Genomic DNA, 21527 nt, shown 5'->3' with positions numbered 1-21527 from the left:
TTGTCATGTCGGAAATAAGAAAGGTGCGTTCCGAGGAGCTTAAAGCGGTGAGCGGAGAGCTTAAATGCGGTGACAAGATATTGCTTTCGGGCGTTGTGTATACTGCAAGGGACGCTGCACATAAAAGATTCAATGCTTTGCTTGACGAGGGAAAGGAACTTCCTATCCCTTTGAAAGACGCTGTTATCTACTATGCCGGACCTACTCCTGCACCTGAGGGAAAGCCTATCGGTTCATGCGGACCGACCACTTCAGGAAGAATGGACAGGTTTGCTCCGAGGCTGCTTGATCTTGGATTGGGCGGAATGATCGGCAAGGGCGAGAGATCACAAGAGGTAAGGGACGCCGTGATAAGAAATGGTGCGGTCTATCTCTGTGCTATAGGCGGTGCGGGCGCACTTGCCTGCAACTGCATAAAGTCTTGTGAGGTAGTGGCTTTTGAGGAGCTGGGCTGTGAATCTGTGAAAAAACTTTACGTTGAGGATTTTCCTCTTGTTGTGGCTGACGATTGCCACGGAGGGGATATTTTCAGCGATGGCAGAGCAAAATACTGCCGTGTATAACATCAAAGTTGCGTAAATTGCGGTCAGCCGTGTATTTCGACACGGCTGACTTTTTGTTTGTTGAAAATCACAAGAATACATTCTTAAAACTGTGGTATGTTACAAATATTTTCACAGGGACGGCGGATTTCGTCAATTCTCTTGACTTTTATGGTCTAAAATGGTATTATAACATTACGCAGTGGCGTCAGAATGGGGCTTTGCGGTAATTTCTACGATTAGGTGGGCGGTATTTTTTGAGAGGCGATCGGCAGGATCAGCAGAAAAAGCTTTCAGATGAGCAGCTTGTGCTAAATGCACAGAGTGACAAAACGGCTATCGGTGAGCTTATTGCGAGATATATCTGTACGGTGGAGTTTCTGGCAAAAAAATATGGCGCCGAGGTTCACGAGGATCTTGTCCAAGAGGGGCTTATGGGGCTTCTGGGTGCGGTCAGGACCTATCGTGAAGACAAAAATGCGAAGTTTTCAACTTACGCTACAAAATGTATAAAAAATAAGATCATTTCGTCTGTTCACAGAAATGCACTTCTTTCAGGCGGCGAGGAAGCTGACCTTGAGGCTATTCTTGGCGGTGGTGGCACTGTACCTGAGGAGGTCGTAGTGGAGCGTGAGGAGCTGAATGAGCTTTATGATAAGATCACTTCTGCACTTTCGGAGCAGGAATGGCAGGTATTTCAATCGTTTTTGAGAGGAATGTCATACAATCAGATAGCATTAGGCTTGGGCACGTCGGAAAAGGCGGTAGACAATGCAATGCAGAGAGTCAGACGGAAATTGAGATCACTGTTGAGATAGGAATATGGCCGTATAGCTTAATAGCAGAGCGTTGTTTATTCAAAGGTGTCGGTGCAAATCCGACTAGGCACAATTTTATGTAATGAGGTAAGAACCATGTACGAAGACAAGACATTAGTATGTAAGGAGTGCGGAAACGAGTTCGTTTTCACAGCAGGCGAGCAGGAGTTCTATGCTGAGAAAGGTTTCGTAAACGAGCCACAGAGATGTAAAGCTTGCAGAGATGCAAGAAAGGCTGCTACAAAGTCTGAAAGACAGACTTATACAGCAACTTGTGCTTCTTGCGGCGGCGAGGCTGTTATTCCTTTCAAGCCAAGAGAGGACAGACCTGTTTACTGCAGCGAGTGTTTCGCTAAGATGAAGGAGCAGGGCTAATTTTTCTGCATAATTGAGCTGCCTTTGGGCGGCTCTTTTTTTGTTTGTTGTTATTTGATCTGGCGGAAAGCGGAGGGGGTCATGCCCTCGTATCTTTTGAAAAGCTTGCAGAAATAGCTTTCTGAGCAAAAGCCTGTTTCCTCGGCTACCTGCTCGATGCTTTTTTCTGTACCGGTAAGCAGGGCTTTGGCTTCTTGGATACGACGTTTTGCGATGTATTCCATTGGACGCATACTGAGTTTTTTGCGAAAAAGCAGACAAAGGTGCTGTTTAGTTACTCCTGACACACTGCAAAGCTCGTCCATTGTGATAGGTGAAAAATAGTTGTAGTTTATGTAGTCCAGTGCTTTCATAAGGGCGGAGGATACTGACGTGGCAGGGTCCTTGTAGGCGATAAGGCGGTAAAACTCCATAAGAAAATCATACAAATAGCCAGAGGCTTTGTAATTGCCGAAAATACTGTCGGTTCGCAGAGCATTGTGCATTTTGCGGAAAATATGCTCGAGCATTTTTGTGTCGCTGAGGTGAAAGGTTTTAAGCTCGGTAAGGCCGAACTGGGCAAGAATATCCCTGGAGGCATATCCGCAGGGGACTATCCAGTGGATATCCCATATATCCTCTTCCGGATAGTATTCGTGGGGCGTTTCAGCGGGTATGAATATGGCGGTATCATGTGGTATGGGAATGGCTTTATTCTCAAAGATAAGCGTGCCGCTGCCTTTGGTGCAGTAGAGTATCTGGTCATAGTGATAGCCCTCGGGTCTTATAAGGTGATCCTGACAGTGCTGCTGACCCATATTTTGCAGATATAGTGGCAGGGACTTTTCGTTTCCCAGGATAGGATAATCGGCAAAGAACAAAAATATCAACTCCATATTCATATTGTTATAAATTAATAATATCATTCATTGACTTGCCTGTCAATAGCTGATAAAATAATTACAGTAATTTATAAACTTGTAAAGGAGAACAGATATGGATATTTTAAAGCTGGCGGCGGAAAATTCGCCAAGATCGAAAATGATATATCATGAGGATACTCAGGCGCTGCACATTGGCACGCTTGACAAGCACTGCTATTTTGTGCCGTTTGCAAAGGGGCAGGATCCTTTTGAGGACCGTGAAAACTCGCAGAGAATGGAGCTTTTAAACGGCAACTGGGGTTTTCGTTATTATGACAGCATAATAGACCTAGAGGACGATTTTATTCATGAAAAGTTTGAGAACACTATCCCCGTGCCGTCAAACTGGCAGCTTTACGGCTATGACAAGCCGCAGTATACGAACGTGTGCTATCCAATACCATTTGACCCACCTTTTGTGCCTGACGATATACCTGTGGGAGTTTATCAGCGTGAATATGATTATTCCCCTGACGGCATGGACAGGGTGCTTGTGTTCGAGGGCGTGGATAGCTGTGTTTATTTGTATGTGAACGACAGCTTTGTGGGATATTCGCAGGTTTCTCACGCTACGGCTGAGTTTAATATCACGCCATATCTCGCTGAGGGCAGGAATATCATTACTGCCGCTGTGCTGAAATGGTGCGACGGAACTTATCTTGAAGATCAGGACAAGATAAGGCTTTCGGGAATTTTCAGAGATGTTTATGTGCTGTCAAGACCGAAAATGCGTCTTGAAAATTATATCGTGAAAACTATACTCGGTGAGAATGGCTCTGCAAGGCTGGAGTTTACGGTATTCGGCTGTGATGTTTCGGCAAAGCTTTGCGATGATGATGGTGTTACAATGGCTCAGTTTTCGGCTTATGACGGTGAGAGCGTTGAGACAAAGTTAGAGAACGTCAGGCTTTGGAGTGCTGAAACACCTTATCTTTACAGTCTTACTATCAATGCAGGCGACGAGGTTATCGGCGAAGAGGTTGGCTTCAGAGATGTAAAGGTGGATAAGGGCGTTGTTAAGATAAACGGCAGGGCAGTGAAGTTCAAGGGTGTAAATCGTCATGACAGCTATCCTGACACGGGATATTATGCTTCTTATGAGCAGATGAAAGCTGACCTTGTGCTTATGAAAAAGCACAACATAAACGCTGTGAGAACGTCACATTATCCTAACTCTCCTGTGTTTTATCAGCTTTGCGACAGGCTGGGGCTTTATGTTATTGATGAAGCGGATCTGGAGTCACATGGCTGTGTGGAGGTCTATTATGACTACAAGTGGGACTATTCAGATTACAACGGCATTGCGATGCTTGCCTCTGACGAGAGGTTTGGCAATGCCATAAAAGATCGTGCGGAATGTCTTGTAAAGCGTGACATCAACCGCCCTTGTGTGGTGTTCTGGTCATTGGGCAATGAAAGCGGATATGGCAAAAATATGCTTGAAGAGGCAAAGGTCATAAAAGCTCTTGATGATACAAGGCTTGTGCATTATGAAAGCACACACTGCCTTGACGGAACTTCCGACAGCGTGCTTGACGTAGTTTCGGGTATGTACTGGGATCTAAACGGGCTGAAAGGCTATCTTGAAAAGCCTGAGGAAAACAGACCTCTTGTGCAGTGCGAATACTGCCACGCCATGGGAAATGGTCCGGGAGATCTGGAGGATTATCACAATGTGTTCTATTCCAATGAGCGTTTCTGCGGTGGCTTTGTGTGGGAGTGGTGCGACCATTCTGTACCGCTTGGCAAAACGGCTGAGGGAAGGATAAAATACGGCTACGGCGGAGATTTTGGGGAAAGACACAATGACAGCAATTTCTGCATGGACGGTCTTGTTTATCCTGACAGAACGCCACACACGGGACTGCTTGAGGTAAAGCAGGTATACAGACCTGTGCGAGTAACAAAAGGGGAAAGCGAGGGAAGCTTTGTTTTTTCAAGCACGCTGGAGTTTGAGAACGCTGGGGATATTCTCGATTGCCGCTATGAGATAACGGACAAAAACGGTATTATACATATCGGCAGGGTGGATTTTGACATCGAGCCTATGGGAAGCACTGTGGTGAATGTTCCCAATGATACAGCGGAGTATGAAAATGAAACATTCATAAGGTTTATTTTCACTGCAAAGGAGGACACTGACTATTGTGAAAATGGCTATGAGGTGTGCTTTGACCAACTGAAAATAGCTGATGGCAGGAAAGCGGTTGTGGAAAAGGCGAAAGCTAAGGTAAAGGCGGAGGAAACACCACTTTGTATCACTGTGACAGTGGGAGATGTTGTTTACCGCTTTGACAAGCGTAAGTCGGCGTTTATTTCTGCGAAATTCGGCGGCAGAGAGCTTCTTGACAGACCTTTGCAGTATAACTTCTTCCGTGCGCCTACGGATAATGATGTCATGAAGTACAATTGGTACAAGGTGCATCTTAATGACTTTGATGTGAAAAGCTACGGCTGTGAGCTTTCAGCGAGCGAGAACAGAGCGGAGATAAGCGTCACACAGTCTTTTGGCTGGTCCATACAACAGCCGTTTTGCAGGCTGAAAGCTGTTTATGTTATTGACGGCAGTGGGCTTGACATAAAATGCGAAGCGGAGTTTTCAAATAAGATAGATATGCTTCCAAGGTTCGGTATAAGGCTTTTCATGCCAAAAGATTTTTCAAGGGCGGAATATTTCGGATATGGTCCTACAGAAAGCTACATTGACAAGCGTCAGGCTTGCTATGTGGGCAGATTTGCGGCTGATATCGGGGATATGCACGAGGATTATATAAGACCGCAGGAAAATTCATCACACTATGGGTGCAGATATCTCACTGTGTGCGGTGGGGACACTAAGGTGAAGCTTACCGCTGACAAGGAGTTTTCATTCAACGCTTCTCAGTTTTCGCAGGAGGAGCTTGCGGCAAAGGCACATAACTATGAGCTTGAAAGGTGCGAGAGCAATGTTATCTGCGTTGACTATGCAATGGCAGGGGTCGGTTCTAACTCCTGCGGACCAAGGCTTGCTGAGAAATATCAGCTTGAAAAGCCTTTGATAAACGCACATTTTCATATTCAGATAAGTAAAATATAAAGGAGTTTTTATGGATATCTGTGAAACATACTCAGACAGAAAGCTTTTTTGCAACGATTGGGAATTTTACAAGGCGGTTTTCGGCTCTGACTACTCAGAGAACTTTGCTTTCAAGCCTGTGGACATTCCTCACGATTGGCTTATTTATAATACAAATGACCTATATGAAACTTCTACAGGCTGGTACAGAAAGAATTTCTCTTACCAAAAGAAAGAGGGCATACGCACTTTTATCCGCTTTGACGGAGTTTACATGGACAGCAAGGTGTATGTGAACGGTGATTTGGCAGGGGAGTGGAAATACGGCTACTCGGCATTTATGTTCGATATCACCGACCTTGTTAAGGAAGGTGAGAACATTATTACTGTCCGTGTGGATCACCACTCGCCAAACTCCAGGTGGTATTCAGGAGCAGGCATTTTCAGAAAGGTTTGGCTTTGCGAAAGCCCTGAGATACGTTTCGGCAATGACGGCATTTATATCACCACGTCAAAGCAGGAGGACGGCTGGCAGGTGACTTTGAAGGCTGAGATGCTCCGACCTAAGGGCACTCCTCTTGGGGGAATACGCATTAAAAACACTATCCTCGACAAGAACGGCAAAAAGGTGGCAAGCTATGAGTCTGACGCTTGTGGGGCGGATATTTCCTGCATACCTGAGGCGGTGCGTGTGAAAGGCGTGAGCTATTCTCTCATCGCTCAGACCATGACAGTGAAAGACCCTGAACTTTGGGATATCACCTCGCCTGTGCTTTACACCATGGTGTCGGAAATTCTTGTGGACGGCGGCTGTGTTCAGCGTGTAAGTCAGAAATTCGGCTTCAGGACTATCAAATTCAAGTGCGACAGCGGTTTTTATCTCAATGGCAGACACGTTAAGCTCCACGGCTCATGCGAACACCATGACAACGGCTGTCTTGGGGCAGTTTCCAATCCTGCGGCTATAAGGAGAAGATTTAAAAAGCTACGCAAAATGGGAATCAACGCTATCAGGACCTCTCACAATATGCCAGCGGAGGAGTTTATGGACATCGCTGACGAAACAGGTATGCTCATTCTCTCTGAGGGCTTTGATATGTGGGAGAGGTCAAAGACCGACTATGACTATGCTAGATTTTTTGATGAGTGGGTAGAAAAGGACGTTGCTTCATGGGTGCGCCGTGACAGAAACCGCCCTTCAATCATAGGCTGGAGCGTGGGAAATGAGATTTTTGATACACACGCTGACGAGAGAGGTCAGGAGGTAACGGCTTGGCTCAAAAGGCTCGTTAGGCTTCATGACCCTGATGGCAACGGCTATGTCACATTCGGCTCTAACTATATGCAGTGGGAGAACGGTCAGAAATGCGCTGATATTCTCAAGCTTGCAGGCTATAACTACGGTGAGAGGCTTTATGAGGAACACCACGCCGCTCACCCTGATTGGATGATATACGGAAGCGAAACGGCTTCTGTTGTTCAGACCCGTGGAATATATCATTTTCCGCTGTCTGAAACCTTGCTAACTGACGATGACGAGCAGTGTTCATCTTTGGGCAACAGCTGTACAGGCTGGGGCGCAAAGAACACTGAGGCTTGCATTATCCCTGACCGTGACGCTGAATACTGTGCAGGTCAGTTCATTTGGACAGGCTTTGACTACATAGGCGAGCCTACTCCATACAGCACGAAAAATTCCTACTTTGGTCAGTTCGACACAGCAGGCTTTGCAAAGGACAGCGCATATGTTTTCCGTGCAGAGTGGACAGACTATAAGGACGACCCGTTCGTGCATATTTTCCCATACTGGGATTTCAGCGACGGACTGCCTTGTGACGTGAGAGTTTGCTCAAATGCTCCGAGAGTTGAGCTTTTCAAGGACGGCGTTTCAATGGGGGCATATGATATAGACCACAAGCACGGCAAGGAGCTGACAGCGAACTATATCATACCATATGAAAAGGGCGAGCTTAAAGCTGTTGCATATGACGAGAATGGAAATATCATCGCAGAGGATATACAGCGTTCATTCGGGGACGCTGTTAGAATAGAAGCTGTCCCTGACAAGACAGAGATACTTGCAGACGGCTCTGACCTTGTTTATATTGAAATATCCGCATTTGACAAGGACGGCACTTTCTGCGCAAACGCCAACAATCGTGTGAACGTGAGCGTTGAGGGTGCGGCAAGGCTTATGGGTCTTGACAACGGCGACAGCACAGACTATGATCAGTATAAGGGTACGTCACGCAGGCTTTTCTCAGGAAAAATGCTTGCTGTTATTGGCTCAACAGACAAGACAGGGGAGATAAGGGTAACGCTTACATCAAAGGGTCTGCCAGACTGTGTTGTTACCCTTGATGCTGTTGAGGCAGAATATGACAGCGGTACATCATCGCTTGAAAAAGTGGGCTTTGCTCCTGTCGAGTGCGGAAGAACAGACGAGATACCGGTGAGAAAAATAGAGCTTTATACTGATACTCTTACTCTTGACAAGGATAACCCTGAGATAACAGTGAAATATAAGGCACTCCCTGCCAATTCGGATTATGCTGAGGATATAGAGTTCAGGGTAACAAATGAAAAGGGCATAACATCTAATCTTGCAGAGTGCGAGGTAACAGCAGACAGCATTAAGGTGAAAGCAAAGGGTGACGGAAGCTTCTGGCTCCGTGCAATGTGCAAAAACGGCACTGAGCGTTATCACATCATTTCTATGCTCAAATTCACTGCTGAGGGGCTTGGAAGTGCTCTTACCGACCCTTATCAGTTCGTTATCGGCGGACTTTTCACAAGGGCGAGCGACAACGTTTCAAGCGGCATGAAGAAGGGTGTAGGCTTTGCAATGGGCAAGGTAACATCATGGGCGGCTTATGATAATCTTGACTTTGGCAGTGCAGGCTCTGACACTGTTACAGTGCAGATATGGGCGAACACCCTTGACCCTGTTAAGATAAGCTTTTATGACGGGATACCGGACGAGGGCGGAAAGCATCTGGGCACGTTCAGTTATCACAAAAAGCCTGAGTGGATGATCTTCAAGCCTGAAACCTTCAAGCTTTCAAGAAAGCTCAAGGGTATTGAGACCCTTTGTATTCTTACTGAGGACGGCTTCCAAGTGGGCGGTTTCAACTTTGAAAAGGTGAGCCGTGAATTTGCAGTGAATAATGCGGCTGATGCTGACAACATTTATGGTGACAAATTTACAAAGGGCGAAAAGTGTGTGACCGAGATAGGCAACAATGTTATGCTTGATTTCGGCGAGTTCGATTTCTCTGAAAAGCAGCCGAGCAGGCTCGTTATAAGCGGAAAGTCACCGCTTGCACTCAACAGCATACATCTTATTTTGAATGGCAGCGAGGGAGAAAACCGAATACTCTGCGAGTTCAGGACAGGTGACAGCGAAAATTATGCCCAGAAGAGCTTTGATATCTCAGGTATCAGCGGCAAACAGAAGGTTTCATTTGCGTTCCTGCCGGGAAGCAACTTTGACTTTGAATATTTTAGATTTGAGTAATAAAAACGCTCCGTACAGATTTTGTACGGAGCGTTTGCTAGTTCTGAAAGTTTATTATCTCGCCCGTTATCATAGGGTAGGCAATAAGCTTGGCGGAGTTAAGGTCTTCCTTGTGCATATCAACAGCGGATATCTGATGTCCGTTGTAGGTGGTGTAATAGTAAATGCCCTTGTCGGTATTGCAGCAGCTTGTATAAATGGTTATCTCATACTTTCCCTCTGCCACCTGGCAGCAGCCTCTTTGCTGGTCAACTGAGTTTAAGATGTGGAAGAACTGGCTCACACTGCTTTGCTCGTCAGGGGCGGAACGTGAGTTCATTTTCACAAATGCTGCTCTTATAAATCTTGACTGCGAGGACAGGTCGCCGGGCAGACCCATTGCACCCATGCCACGGCTGTAGGAAGTAAGGTCAAGCTTGTCTGAAAAAGTGTTTTCGGGCTGTTTAGGGGAAAGTCCACGGAAATCGTTGAGCCTGAACATCTGCATATCGAATGGAGGATTGTTCGTGAGTACGCCCACTGGGTCGTTATAGACCTTTATGCCTTCTTTTACAGATTCCACTACGATACAGTCGTTCTTGTCTGCTATTATCCAATGGAGCTGACCTGACGGCATTTGCGGGCTGAACTGAGTTTTGGTTATGTTTATCTTTTCTATAAGCGTCCTTGCTTCTGTCACGTTTGCACACTGACAGAGAATCCATGGGATAAACTCAAACTGCGCAACGTTGTCTTTGCCGTCTATATCATCACGGTAAAAGGAATTGCCAACAAAGTTAAGACCTGCCATGGCAAGACCTTTTTCATTGGCGGCGTCATAGAAAAGAGGATAATCCTGAGCGACATGAGCTGTGCCTATTACCGCATAATGGGTAGCTATCCTGCCCATATTAACAAAGTTAAGGGGAAAGTTTCTTGGCATTATGACTATTTCCTCGCCATAGGAGCTTTCATAGTCAAGAGTTCTTCCAAAGTAAAAATCGTTCGTTTTATAAGTTGCCGCAGTACACATTTTGTTACCTCCAATTAAATTGTTTTCGTGGGTGCGAATCGTTCGCCCGCCTGCTGACAAAGCTATCCGCAGGACTCGTTATATTTAATATAACACTTTTTGCAGTTAAAATCAATGGCATTGACTTATGTTAAAAAAATTGTTATAATAATGGTAACATCGCATAATGATAGTATTTTGTTGCCCTAAGATGATAAATGAAAGGAGCGAAACGGAGTTGACGTGGAACAATGTAAAGAAAATAGCAGGCAGAGTGGTGGCGGTGATAGTTCCTGTGGCGATGCAGTTTTTGTGGTATCTTCTCATACTTAAATGGCTCAGCAAGGCGGCAGGGCTTCTCAGCATCGTGCTTACTGTGCTGTCATTTCTGTTTGTGCTTTATATCAACACAAAGCGTGAGGAGAGCAGCTACAAGACCCTTTGGCTTATTGTGATACTTACTTTTCCCGTGCTTGGTGCAGTTATGTATATAATTTTCGGCAATAACAATACTGCGAAAAAGCTTGAAAAGAATATCACAAAGGCAAGGCTTCACATGGACTATGAGCTTCCTGACGGGGAAAAGTGCATAGGGGAACTTGAACGTGAGGACAAAAGGCTTGCTCAATCGGTGAAAAGGATAAGCGACGCAACGGGATTTCCTATGGTGAAGCTTGACAGCGCAGAGTATTTTTCCGTGGGCGAGGAAATGTTCGCTGATATGTGCAAGGAGCTTGAAAAGGCTGAAAAATATATTTTTGCGGAGTATTTTATTTTGCAAAACGGCAAGTTCCTTAACACTGTGGTGGATATCATGGCGAGAAAGGCGGCTCAGGGCGTTGACGTCAGGATAATGTATGACGACCTTGGAAGTATCGCAACATATTCTCTTGCAGACGCTTTGAAGCTTGGTGAGAAAGGTATAAAATGTGTGCCTTTCAATCCGTTCCTTTTTATAAAATCACAGCTCAACAACCGTGACCACAGAAAAATAATGGTGGTGGACGGCAGAGTTGCATACAGCGGCGGAATAAATCTTTCGGACGAGTATATAAACATAGGCTCGAAATATGGTCACTGGAAAGATATCGGCTTTAAGATAACAGGCGAGGGCGTAAAAAGCTACACCTATATGTTTATGGAGTTCTGGAACGCTTTTTCAAATGACATGATACCTCATGACCTTGTGGGGGAGAGCTTTGAAAAAGAGGGCAAGGGCGGTGACGGCTATGTTTTGCCTTATTATGATTCCCCTATGGTGGACGAAAATGTGAGCAACACGTTTTTTTCTGAGATGCTCTATGCCGCAAGCGATTATGTGTGGTTCTACACACCGTATCTTATGCTTGGTGACAGCCTTTTTGACGCTTTTATAAGGGCGGCTAAACGTGGGGTCGACGTGCGCATCATAATGCCAGGTATCGCTGATAAAAAGGTGGTTTTCAGGCTTTCGAGAAGCTATTATCGTCAGCTTATCGAGGCAGGAGTGAAGATATATGAATACACCCCTGGGTTTGTTCACGCAAAGGGCTGTATATGCGATGACAAGCTTGCGGTTCTTGGTTCGGTAAATCTTGACTATAGAAGTCTGTTTTTGCATTTTGAGTGCAGTTCTATATTCTATGATTCGTCTATAATAAAGACCTTTAAGGCGGACATTCTGGACACTCAGAGCAAGTGCAAACAGCGCACGCTTGAGGACACAAAGCGTGGTTTCTTTGGACGGCTCATTGACGGCGTGCTAAGGATATTTGCACCATTGCTTTAACAATATTTTTATAATAAGATAAGAATTATGCATTGATGATTATTATGAAATGTGGTACAATATTAAACAGACAAGATCTTACGGAGGTGAATAAAGTGGCAAACAGCGACAGTTGCGGGTCTAACGGGCGATTATGTATATATTTGAACACAGCCGACGGGCTTCGCTTTGCGTTGCCGTTTTATTCGTTGTGATCTGATATATCTGCCCGTGTGTGACCTGTCATGCACGGGCATTTTTATGCCTGTTTGTCCCTCACGTCATAAAAAATGAAACGGAGGACAAGCAAATGAAGAAAAATGAACTGAACAAAAATGTAATTTCAAACGAGGATGCAGTAAAGAACATTCACTGCGACGAGATAACCGCTGTCATCAACAGCAATGATTCCCCGAAAGCCATGATGAACAAGCTTGACGATTATCATGGCAGTGATATCGCAGAGGTAATAAGTACGTTTTCTGTTCTTAACAGAAAGAAATTCTACCGTGTGTGCAGTCTTGAAATGCTGTCGGAGATATTTGAATATCTTGACGAAAAGCAGGCAGGGGAGTATCTGAGAGAAATGGATATCCACAAGGCTTCGGAGCTTATATCGGAGCTTGACACTGATACAGCGGTGAACATTCTGTCTGAAACGGACAAGGACAGGAGAAGCCTTATTATAGACGCTGTTGCACCTGATGTGCGCAGTGAACTAAAGCTTATCGCTTCTTTTGATGATGATGAGATAGGAAGCAGAATGACTACAAACTGCATTATCATTGATGAGGACATGACTGTAAAGCAGGCAATGAATGCTCTTGTTAGTCAGGCGAGAAGAAATGACAACATCTCAACGTTGTTTGTGGTGGACGAAAATAAGGTTTTCAGCGGAGCTATAGATCTGAAGGATCTTATCACGGCTGACAGCGAGGTGGAGCTTGAGAGCATAACGGCAACTTCTTTTCCATATGTTTACGCCAACGAGCAGACTGCCGATTGTATCGAAAAGCTGAAGGATTATTCAGAGTATATCATACCTGTGCTTGACGATTCAAACAGGCTGCTGGGAGTTATCACGGCGCAAAATATCATCGAGGCGTCAGATGATGAAATGGGCGAGGATTATGCAAAGCTTGGCGGTCTTTCCGCAGAGGAGGATCTTAACGAGCCTGTGTTGCAAAGTGTGAAAAAGAGATTGCCGTGGCTCCTTGTGCTGTTGGGACTTGGCATGGTGGTGTCAACAGTGGTGGGAGCGTTTGAGAAAGTTGTTGCACAGCTCACTCTTATTGTGGCGTTCCAATCGCTGATACTTGACATGGCAGGAAATGTTGGTACACAATCCCTTGCAGTGACTATCCGTGTGCTTACAGACGGAAGCCTTACTGCAAAGCAGAAGCTTCGCCTTGTGTCAAAAGAAATGCGAGTTGGACTTCTAAACGGCACTCTTATAGGCGTGCTGTCGTTCATAGCAGTGGGGCTGTATATTTTCTTCTTCAAGGGCAAGGGACTGGTATACTCCTTTGCGATGTCGGGTTGTATAGGCATTTCACTTATACTCGCTATAATAGTATCCAGTGCAGTGGGAACGCTCACGCCGCTCTTTTTCAAAAAAATAAAGATAGATCCTGCCGTTGCGTCAGGCCCTATGATAACCACGCTGAACGATCTGGTGGCAGTTGTGGCTTACTATGGAACTAGCTGGATATTCCTGCTGAATGTTTTGAAGCTGGGGTAGAAAAAAATAGAATAAGATAAAAAAGCCGATTGCATCCATTTGGGTGCGGTTGGCTTTTTCAGGTTTGGCTATTAGATTCAAGGTAATGCCTATCTTATTGAATAATTCTGCATTTTGTGCATCATATTGTTGATTTATATTTGAATTTTTGCAGTTTTAACTAAATTGAATGGCTCAATCATGTTAGTTTTATACAAGTATAAATCGCAAAATGTATTATAATTTCGGGTTATAAGTTTATTTGTTGGTATCTTGAAAAGTATGTCAATATGTGTTATACTTAGTAACATAAGTAACTCAGGGGGAATCAAATGTTAGCTGTATGTATGACCTTGATAGACAACGATAAGGATCAGACGTCTTTTGAAGATTTTTATTACAGAAATCGTCAGATAGCCTATGCTTTTGCATACAAAATCTTGAATAATTCTGCGCTGGCAGAAGAGGCTTGTGCAAATGCTTTTTTCAGCATCGCAAAATGTTTTAAAAAAATTCACAATTATTCTTTGCACGATATGGACGCATATCTTATTAGAACTATTAGAAACGCCTGTTATGCGATCTACAATAAGGAAAATCAAAATCCAACATCGTCTATATTTGATCTTAAGGTGGAAGATGAGCCGAGTGAGGATTTTTATGATGATATTGACTTAGATCTGCTTATAGATGCGGTAAGAAAGCTGGATGATAAACTAAAGTCTGTGATAGCATATAAGGTTTATTATGATCTGACCGCTGATGAGATCGCACAGATCATGGGCATTTCTAAGAGAACGGTATTTAATTATCTGAATAAAGCCAAAAGACAAATTTTAGATTTGATCGGTGGTGATCGTTTTGAGTGATAAGTTAAGACGGGCAATAAAATTAGGCATAATTGATGAAGACTATAAGGATTATTTGGCTGTTGAGAAAATTCCACATGATTTTTCGGAAAAATATGAGCAGAGAATTGGCGAGCTGATAAAAACTAACAGAAAAAGCGGTCACAGACATATAAGGATCACTCTAAGATTTGCTGCGGCGATAATAGCTGCGGTGCTTGCGGTCGGCTCTGTGACAGTCGCCGCCGTACCGCCGCTGCGTGAATGGTTTGTTGGAGTTTTTGTACAGGATAATAATAGAAACGCTGAAATAACGCATATAAAAGATAATTCTTTGGACGATTTTAGCATTTATAATTTTGTTAAGTATGTACCGACATTCGTACCTAGCGAATTTGAAATCAAATCTGTTGTCACTACCGATACAAGGCATGAAATACATTATATATCAGGCGATAAATACATCAACTATTCGCAAAGTTCTTTGACAGTGTCTAATCAGGTAGATACCGAAAATATGAAGACTGAATGGGTAGATATTAACGGCAATAAAGCATTCATTTCATATGACAGTGAATATGCAATAATTGCATGGACAGACGGAACTTATGCTTTTGAAATAGACGGTAATTTGTGCAAAGATGACATAATTCACATAGCAAATTCAGTTAAGTCTACAAATTAAAAATTCGTGATTTATTGCGAAACGAGGAAGGAAATAAGTATGATTATTAAGAAAATTGTTACGGGAATTGTTGCATTGGCTATTGTAAGCACTATGGCTGTTACTACTGCATTAGCAACTACGTCAGCAACCAAAGAGGTATATGGTCAGTAATATGTTTATTATATTCATCGTGTAAAAGTTAAAACCGATAAGGATAATCAGTATACTATAGACGATGTTTATTATCGTATAAATCAAAATAAGTAATATTAAGGGGACTAAATGAAATACGTTTTTATTAACCTGAAAAATTTTGCCGTAAAGAATGTGCTTATCTTTATTCTATTTATTGTTTGCGCCGTTACTGATGTGCTTATAATATTGTTTTCACATGGTGCATTTCAGAATTTTAAAGCAAGCAAGGATATTGAAAAGCAAAAGAAGTATGTATTTAACTATACTTTTTCATTTGGCGATATAATAGATACTCAGGAAGACAGTGATGGCAGGATCTTGTCTTATTTTGGAACAGATTCTATAACTCCTGTTCAGCTTCGGGAGGTGCTTGACAAGCTTGATGATAATTCTAAAGCGTCAATGCCAGGTATGTATTTTAGTATAAATTTTGATCAGAACGAGCTTAAAATTGATGAGTGTTTTGACGACGGTCAACCGTATCTTATGTCTGCGGTGCGCATTCAATATGATAAGGAGCTGAATGATTATAGTTTATACGAATCGTATGTCGACAACATGAGTATACGCAAAGGCAGATATTTTACTAAGGAAGAATATGCTTCAGACGAAAATCTGGTCGTGCTGCCCAGCGGCGCAAAAGACGATATGATCGGCAAGAATGTTGAACTGCTTGGCAAAAGCTATAAGGTCATAGGCATATTCGGTAATACTGTACAAGAGGAATTTCAGGTGCCATTTAAAACGTTGGGTGATAACTGCACTATTTCAAGCATAAGTTTTCTTGATGACAATGCTCTCGATACAGAAAGCTTTTTTAAGCTGAAAAAAGCTTTCTGCGAAGTTCTAACGTGTAATGTTAATTTTCCTCCGATAGATACGGTCGATATGTCTGAAATAAAATTCTACAATTCCGTTATATTTATGTCCGTAGCTGTTGCGATAGCTTCTGCAATAAATCTTGCAATGCTTTTCAGATACATAATAAGATCCCGAGCTAAACAGACTGCTATATTCATGCTGTGTGGCTGCACGTCAAATAAAATAAGACGGATGTATATAGCCGAGATAGGTATGATATCAGTGACGATATATGTGATATTTGCATTGGTATTCAATTATGCGCTGCTTCCTAAGCTTACTTTGTTTTTTGAGTATATCAAGGTCGCATATAATTTCAGGGTATATATGACCATATTTGGAATATATATTATTTCTATTTATTTGTTCCTTAACATTGTGATATTGTTTACAAATAAAAGATCCCCTGTGAAAATGATGAAAGAGAGGGGAAAATAATATGATAAAATATGGTTTAAAAGAATTTGCAAGAAATATCTACAGCAATATTTTTATCGCTGTTCAGCTCGCCATTGCATTTATTATAATGACGGCGGCTGTTTCTTCTGTTCTTTCAAGAATAGAGATGTATACTCCTGTAAAGAAATACTTTCCTGATGGCAAGGGCCTATATATATGTAATATATATGATGCTACTTCTCTTGACAGTGAGCTTAAAAATATTGATGATGTGGAGTCGGTGACAAGCGGATATGATACAAGCTTGTATTATTCTCCGTCATCAAAAGATCTATCTAATGGACTTGGTGACGATAGAATGAGCGTTAATGCTTTATCTGAAGATATGATAAAGTCATTTACGCCGCAGATGAGTTCGGGAAAATGGCTGTCTAATGCGTCGGCTAACGGAGATTTGATACCTGCTGTTGTGACTGAAAACAGCAACTACAAAACGGGTGACATAGTTACCATTATGCACAAAGAGAAAGTAGGGGAGATGTCCCCTGATGATGAGAATTTTGACTATGCTGATCCTTATAAGTATGAGTATGTTAAGAACAAGGTGGAAATTGTCGGTGTCATAGCTGACGGCTCACAGTTGCTGGGGTTTTCATCTGCATATTTAGGCACTGAGGATAGTATAAAAGAAAAGCCTGATTTCAGAGATCTTTATGCTAATGTCAATAAGCATGGCAACATGATGCTGATAGTTCCGACAGACTGTCTTAAAGATATAAACTGTAAAATATATCCTTGTGGCAATCAAATAGTAACGTTAAAGGATAATGTAAGCAATGAGCGTTTTAAGGAGATTGAATTATATCTGAGGGATTATGGCAGGGTTTTTGACTTTGAGGATTTCAAAGAAAATTCGCTTGTCTATATTAATGGTCAGCTTATCAAGCTTGTTCCAATGCTTATATGCGTGATAGTTCTTGTTATTGTAAGCTCAGTTTCGGCTTCGGCAGTGAACATAAAAAAGAGACTTGGAGATTATGGTATCTATTATCTCTGCGGAGCAAAGTGGAACGCATATATCAAGATAGATCTTGTGTGTGATCTTATGACCGCAGTTATGGCAGCCGCCATTGCAGTGTGTATTTCAAATGTTCTTACTATGAGCAAATTTATGGGAAATACAGTGATAAGTTTTGGTTGGCTGCACTTGATTGGCTGTGTATGTATCGTTATCTTGAACATTCTGATCTCACTTTTGATACCGGGCGTTATAATGAGACGAAATACACCAAATGAGATCTTGATGATAAATGAATAAGAGAGGCATTATAATGATAAAGCTTGATAAAATAATAAAGATATATAATCCAAAGAAAGCCAATGAATATGAGGCTTTGCATGGGGTATCATGCGAGATATCAGACGGTGAAATGGTAGCGATAATTGGAAAATCAGGCGCAGGAAAATCCACACTTTTGCATATCCTTGCCTGCATAGACAGCTATCAGAGCGGTGAGTACACAATTGACGGCACTTTGGTAAAAAATTTATCGGAGGGGCAGTATGCAAAGATAAGGAATGAAAAGATAGGCATTGTAATGCAGGACTTTGCACTTGTTGAGGATTTTTCTGCCCTTGAAAACGTATTGATTCCATTGGATTTTGCAAAGAAAAAGATAAAGAATAAAAAAGGAAAAGCTCTTGAAGCATTAAAAGCTGTTGGTATGGGGGATCTTTCTAAGAAGCCTTGCAACAAGCTTTCGGGAGGACAGAAGCAGCGTGTTGCTATAGCCAGAGCAATTGTCAACGAGCCTGCCATGATACTTGCGGACGAGCCTACAGGAGCGCTGGACACAAAGACCTCGGCCGAGATAATGGAGCTTTTCAAACGCCTTAACAAAGAGGGAAAAACAGTCGTTATCGTTACTCACGATCCAAAAGTCGCAGAACAATGCAGTCGTGTTATCGAAGTGTCTGACGGTAAGATCATATAGAAAAAATCCAATTCCCGCACATCAAATGCAAAAATCACATTTTGATATTGGCTGTTTAGCGTGATATTCTGTGGGTGTGACATATCCTAATAACATAATTCGAGCTTTTTTTATCTTTCTTTTCTTTATATCTGTTTAATAAGAGTAAAATTGTCAGAAGTAAAAAAATGACCGCGCCCGTGAAAGGTGCGGTCATTAGTATTTTGTGGCGGAGCGTTAGTTTTGGTTTGGCCTGTATGTTTTTGCCATGCGTGAGAAGTGTGAAAGAAGCTTGCTGTCAATGAACTTGCTCACTGCTGTGACGGCAGGTCTTGCGCCTGATTTGATGTTGTAGGTGTCGGCTGTTATCTTATCTACTGCCTTTGCAAGCTCGTCTGCACTGAACATGGGGTCCATATTCAGCTCAGGGTGAAGCCTTTTGATGACTTTTATTTCGCTCGCAAGCCGTTTTTCAACTATCTTTCTGTACACCGATCTTGATATCTCGCTGAAAGTGTATTTCTGTGAGAAGCGGTTGATAAGCTCAACGTCAAAATAGTCGGAAAGGTCGCTTATGAGCTGTGTGTCTGATGTGCTGTCTGAGTTGAAGCCGATGCTTCTGCTCTTTGCGGTACAGCTTGCATTGGTGGTGGCTATTATTATGGACTTCGAGAAGTCTATAACACTTCCTTGACTTGTGGTGAGAACACCCTCATCAAAGACAGACATGAATAGTCTTTGCACGGATCTGTCGCACTTTTCAAACTCGTCAAGAAGTATCACCTGATAGGGATTTGATTTGAGCTTGTCAAAGGGCAGTTCAACATTGCTGTCGCTTCCAAGATAGCCTGCAGGCGAGCCTATAATGCGGTTTATGCCTGCGTCATAATAGAATTCCGACATATTCAGTGTGATAGGTTTCTCGCCTGCACAGTTCTTCGCTATTATCTTTGCCACCTCTGTTTTGCCCACTCCGCTTGGTCCGATAAAAAGCATTGTAAAAGGCTTTTTGGTCGGTCTGATGTGGAGAGAATGGAGCTTCAGCGCATTGACAAGGTCGTCTATGACAGCTTCCTGACCGCAGACGGCTGAGAGGTCACGGCGCAAGGCTCTTTCGTTAAAGGCGTGGGGCGTGCTGTGACCTGATGTCATGCGGAAAGCCGTTTCTTTTATATGGCGGTCGGTGAGAGTAATTTTCATCTTCTTGTCAGAAGCGTTTTTCACCACGGCGGAAGCTATAGAGCGGTTAAGAAGCGTTATGGCGTTGTCAGGTCGGTGTGAGCCTGAGTAGCAAAATTCGTCTGCGATATCAACAATGCGCTCTGCCTTGCTTCTGCTCAAAGCAAATGAGATGTTATAGTGGCTTGCAAAATGCTCGTTCATGCTGAGAAGGATCTCCACTGTCTGCTCATGGTCTGCTTCGTCAACTATTATCTTTGTCATACGCCTGCAAAAGGCAGGGTCGCTGTCGATGAGATTTGCTTCCTGGGTCGTTGTTGCTCCTATGAGCTTTATTTTTCCACGGCTCAGAGCAGGCTTCAAGATCTGTGCGACGATCCGATATGCCTTTTCCTGAAAAAGCATATGTATTTCGTCGATAAACAAAATTCGCTTCTCGTCCTGGTCGCTCATATAGTTTATGAGCATTTTGACCTTGTTTTCAAGGTCGCCCATAAGACCTGAATCTGCCACGATATCAGAGAGTTGGAGGGCATATATCCTATAGCCTTTGAGCTGTGGTACGATGTTCTCGCTGTTTTTGAGCCTGTAGGCAAGCTCCTCCACTATCTTGGTTTTTCCACAGCCTGCAGGACCGCAGAGCAGTGCGTTGGGCTTGTCAGAGCTTATGAGAACAGACATCATCATAGAGAGTATGTTCTCTCTGAATTTTGTTTCTGTCTTTCTTGCTTCGGCAAGGTCGAAAAGCATTGTTTCGGGGTCAAATACCTTTGCTGTAAATGGATTTTGGCTTGTGTTTTGAATCTCCACAGGATCAGGCTCGTAAAGCTCGTCCAGTGGGTCAAAATCATCGTCCTCGGAGGTGTTGATACAATCATACGCCTCATATTTCTTGATGTATTCTATATCTTCTGTTTGTGGCATTTTTATTCCACTCCTTTCTTGGTGTTTTGTTGACGTCTTCTGCGCCTTTTGAAATTTTCACGCATACGGGCAATGCTGAACGGCGCTAATATCAGCTCCTCAAATATCATGTATGCGCAGTTGCTCGGTATAGTGTCTCTTGCCGCTATAAGCATTTTGCCCACTGTACAGCCAACGTTGTTCACAAGCTTACTGCAAAATGGATATACGTCAGGGGTGATGTTATAGAGTCTGCCTACCTGTGCAAAATAGTCGTTCAGCTCCATTGAGCAGAGGACGTTCAGTGCGCATATCATCTTGGCATTGTCTGTGAAGCCCTTGATGTTTATTGGGAGCGGTGCTTTGCCTTCCATGACAAGCCTTATTTTGCCTATCCTCTCGGCTTGCTCAGCCATATTGCACATATACTCTATGGTGTCGGCAAGTTCGATGTATTGGTCTGCGGCAGACCTTATTTCGCCCCTCATTGTCATACCTGTGTCTTTGAGAAAGCTTGGATATACGTCTATGAAGTCTCTGAACGTGAACTTGTCACGAGCGGTGGCATAGTTACATTCAAGCTCGCTGAAAACTATGTCCTTGTCATTCTCCGTTAAGTTAAGAAGCTTTGGCAGAGGTGTGTCCATTATCACAGTAATGGCGTTTTCGAGAGTCATGTTCTCGTATTCCTGAATGATGTCTTTAAGGTTTAGTGTTTTAGTCATGAGTTTTATATCCTTTCTAATAATTTTGTTTAACAGGCTATTGCCTATCATTGTGTAAATTGATGCGGCTATGCCGCATGGAGCGTTCACACCAGTGTAAGGCGATGAAC

At 43.1% G+C, this 21527-nt stretch carries 16 protein-coding genes; 12 read left to right on the top strand and 4 right to left on the bottom strand.

The window, feature by feature from the left end; genetic code table 11:
* The first annotated feature begins 5 nt into the window (after nucleotides 1-5).
* The 3 genes from KQH97_RS04025 to KQH97_RS04015 all read left to right on the top strand — a co-directional run bounded on the left by KQH97_RS04025 (nucleotide 6) and on the right by KQH97_RS04015 (nucleotide 1735).
* Nucleotides 6-563 (top strand): FumA C-terminus/TtdB family hydratase beta subunit, encoded by a 558-nt coding sequence (locus KQH97_RS04025; RefSeq protein ID WP_022288361.1) that lies wholly within the window; start codon nucleotides 6-8, stop codon nucleotides 561-563.
* Between the two features lie 236 nt (nucleotides 564-799).
* The gene (locus tag KQH97_RS04020; protein ID WP_046440300.1) at nucleotides 800-1360 is read left to right on the top strand and encodes a sigma-70 family RNA polymerase sigma factor; all 561 of its coding nucleotides are present in this window, start codon (nucleotides 800-802) and stop codon (nucleotides 1358-1360) included.
* Between the two features lie 96 nt (nucleotides 1361-1456).
* The gene (locus KQH97_RS04015) at nucleotides 1457-1735 is read left to right on the top strand and encodes a zinc-ribbon domain containing protein (protein WP_022288363.1); all 279 of its coding nucleotides are present in this window, start codon (nucleotides 1457-1459) and stop codon (nucleotides 1733-1735) included.
* A gap of 50 nt (nucleotides 1736-1785) precedes the next feature.
* Here the strand turns inward: KQH97_RS04015 and KQH97_RS04010 are convergent, their stop codons facing one another.
* Nucleotides 1786-2640, bottom strand: a complete 855-nt coding sequence (locus KQH97_RS04010; RefSeq protein WP_242993788.1) for an AraC family transcriptional regulator — start codon at nucleotides 2638-2640, stop codon at nucleotides 1786-1788.
* A gap of 70 nt (nucleotides 2641-2710) precedes the next feature.
* Here KQH97_RS04010 and KQH97_RS04005 point away from each other — a divergent pair, with 70 nt between their 5' ends.
* Nucleotides 2711-5713: a glycoside hydrolase family 2 TIM barrel-domain containing protein gene (locus tag KQH97_RS04005; RefSeq protein WP_216552876.1), complete on the top strand. Its 3003-nt coding sequence runs from the start codon at nucleotides 2711-2713 to the stop codon at nucleotides 5711-5713.
* 10 nt (nucleotides 5714-5723) lie between these two features.
* The gene (locus tag KQH97_RS04000) at nucleotides 5724-9209 is read left to right on the top strand and encodes a sugar-binding domain-containing protein (protein WP_216552874.1); all 3486 of its coding nucleotides are present in this window, start codon (nucleotides 5724-5726) and stop codon (nucleotides 9207-9209) included.
* A gap of 37 nt (nucleotides 9210-9246) precedes the next feature.
* Here KQH97_RS04000 and bsh read toward each other — a convergent pair whose 3' ends face one another.
* The gene (gene bsh / locus KQH97_RS03995) at nucleotides 9247-10221 is read right to left on the bottom strand and encodes a choloylglycine hydrolase (RefSeq protein WP_216552872.1); all 975 of its coding nucleotides are present in this window, start codon (nucleotides 10219-10221) and stop codon (nucleotides 9247-9249) included.
* Between the two features lie 166 nt (nucleotides 10222-10387).
* Here bsh and cls point away from each other — a divergent pair, with 166 nt between their 5' ends.
* The 7 genes from cls (at nucleotide 10388) to KQH97_RS03960 (ending at nucleotide 18631) form a co-directional block, all read left to right on the top strand.
* Nucleotides 10388-11968: a cardiolipin synthase gene (cls, locus tag KQH97_RS03990; protein ID WP_253286361.1), complete on the top strand. Its 1581-nt coding sequence runs from the start codon at nucleotides 10388-10390 to the stop codon at nucleotides 11966-11968.
* 289 nt (nucleotides 11969-12257) lie between these two features.
* Nucleotides 12258-13688 carry a magnesium transporter gene (mgtE, locus tag KQH97_RS03985; RefSeq protein WP_216552870.1) on the top strand — a complete coding sequence of 477 codons (1431 nt, stop codon included), beginning with the start codon at nucleotides 12258-12260 and terminating at the stop codon, nucleotides 13686-13688.
* A gap of 311 nt (nucleotides 13689-13999) precedes the next feature.
* Entirely contained in the window at nucleotides 14000-14536 is a 537-nt protein-coding gene (locus KQH97_RS03980) for an RNA polymerase sigma factor (protein ID WP_022288371.1), read from the top strand.
* A complete protein-coding gene (locus KQH97_RS03975; protein WP_216552868.1) occupies nucleotides 14529-15200 on the top strand; it encodes a DUF4367 domain-containing protein in 672 nt (223 codons plus the stop codon). Before KQH97_RS03980 ends, KQH97_RS03975 begins: the two co-directional genes overlap by 8 nt.
* 264 nt (nucleotides 15201-15464) lie before the next feature.
* Nucleotides 15465-16676, top strand: coding sequence for an ABC transporter permease (locus KQH97_RS03970; RefSeq protein ID WP_216552866.1), 1212 nt, complete (start codon nucleotides 15465-15467; stop codon nucleotides 16674-16676).
* A gap of 1 nt (nucleotide 16677) precedes the next feature.
* A complete protein-coding gene (locus KQH97_RS03965) occupies nucleotides 16678-17955 on the top strand; it encodes a hypothetical protein (RefSeq protein ID WP_216552864.1) in 1278 nt (425 codons plus the stop codon).
* A gap of 13 nt (nucleotides 17956-17968) precedes the next feature.
* Nucleotides 17969-18631, top strand: coding sequence for an ABC transporter ATP-binding protein (locus KQH97_RS03960; protein ID WP_117876409.1), 663 nt, complete (start codon nucleotides 17969-17971; stop codon nucleotides 18629-18631).
* A 216-nt stretch (nucleotides 18632-18847) separates the two neighbouring features.
* Here KQH97_RS03960 and KQH97_RS03955 read toward each other — a convergent pair whose 3' ends face one another.
* Together KQH97_RS03955 and KQH97_RS03950 are read right to left on the bottom strand one after the other, a co-directional pair.
* On the bottom strand, nucleotides 18848-20713 hold the full coding sequence (locus tag KQH97_RS03955; protein ID WP_216552862.1) for an AAA family ATPase: 1866 nt from the start codon (nucleotides 20711-20713) through the stop codon (nucleotides 18848-18850).
* A gap of 2 nt (nucleotides 20714-20715) precedes the next feature.
* Nucleotides 20716-21417, bottom strand: coding sequence for a hypothetical protein (locus KQH97_RS03950; protein ID WP_216552860.1), 702 nt, complete (start codon nucleotides 21415-21417; stop codon nucleotides 20716-20718).
* Between the last annotated feature and the right edge of the window lie 110 nt (nucleotides 21418-21527).

The organism is Ruminococcus sp. MSJ-25 (genome assembly GCF_018917825.1).
Lineage (GTDB): Bacteria > Bacillota > Clostridia > Oscillospirales > Ruminococcaceae > Hominimerdicola > Hominimerdicola aceti.
Note: the sequence above shows the minus strand (reverse complement) of the source record. Positions and strands in the feature narration are given on the sequence as shown.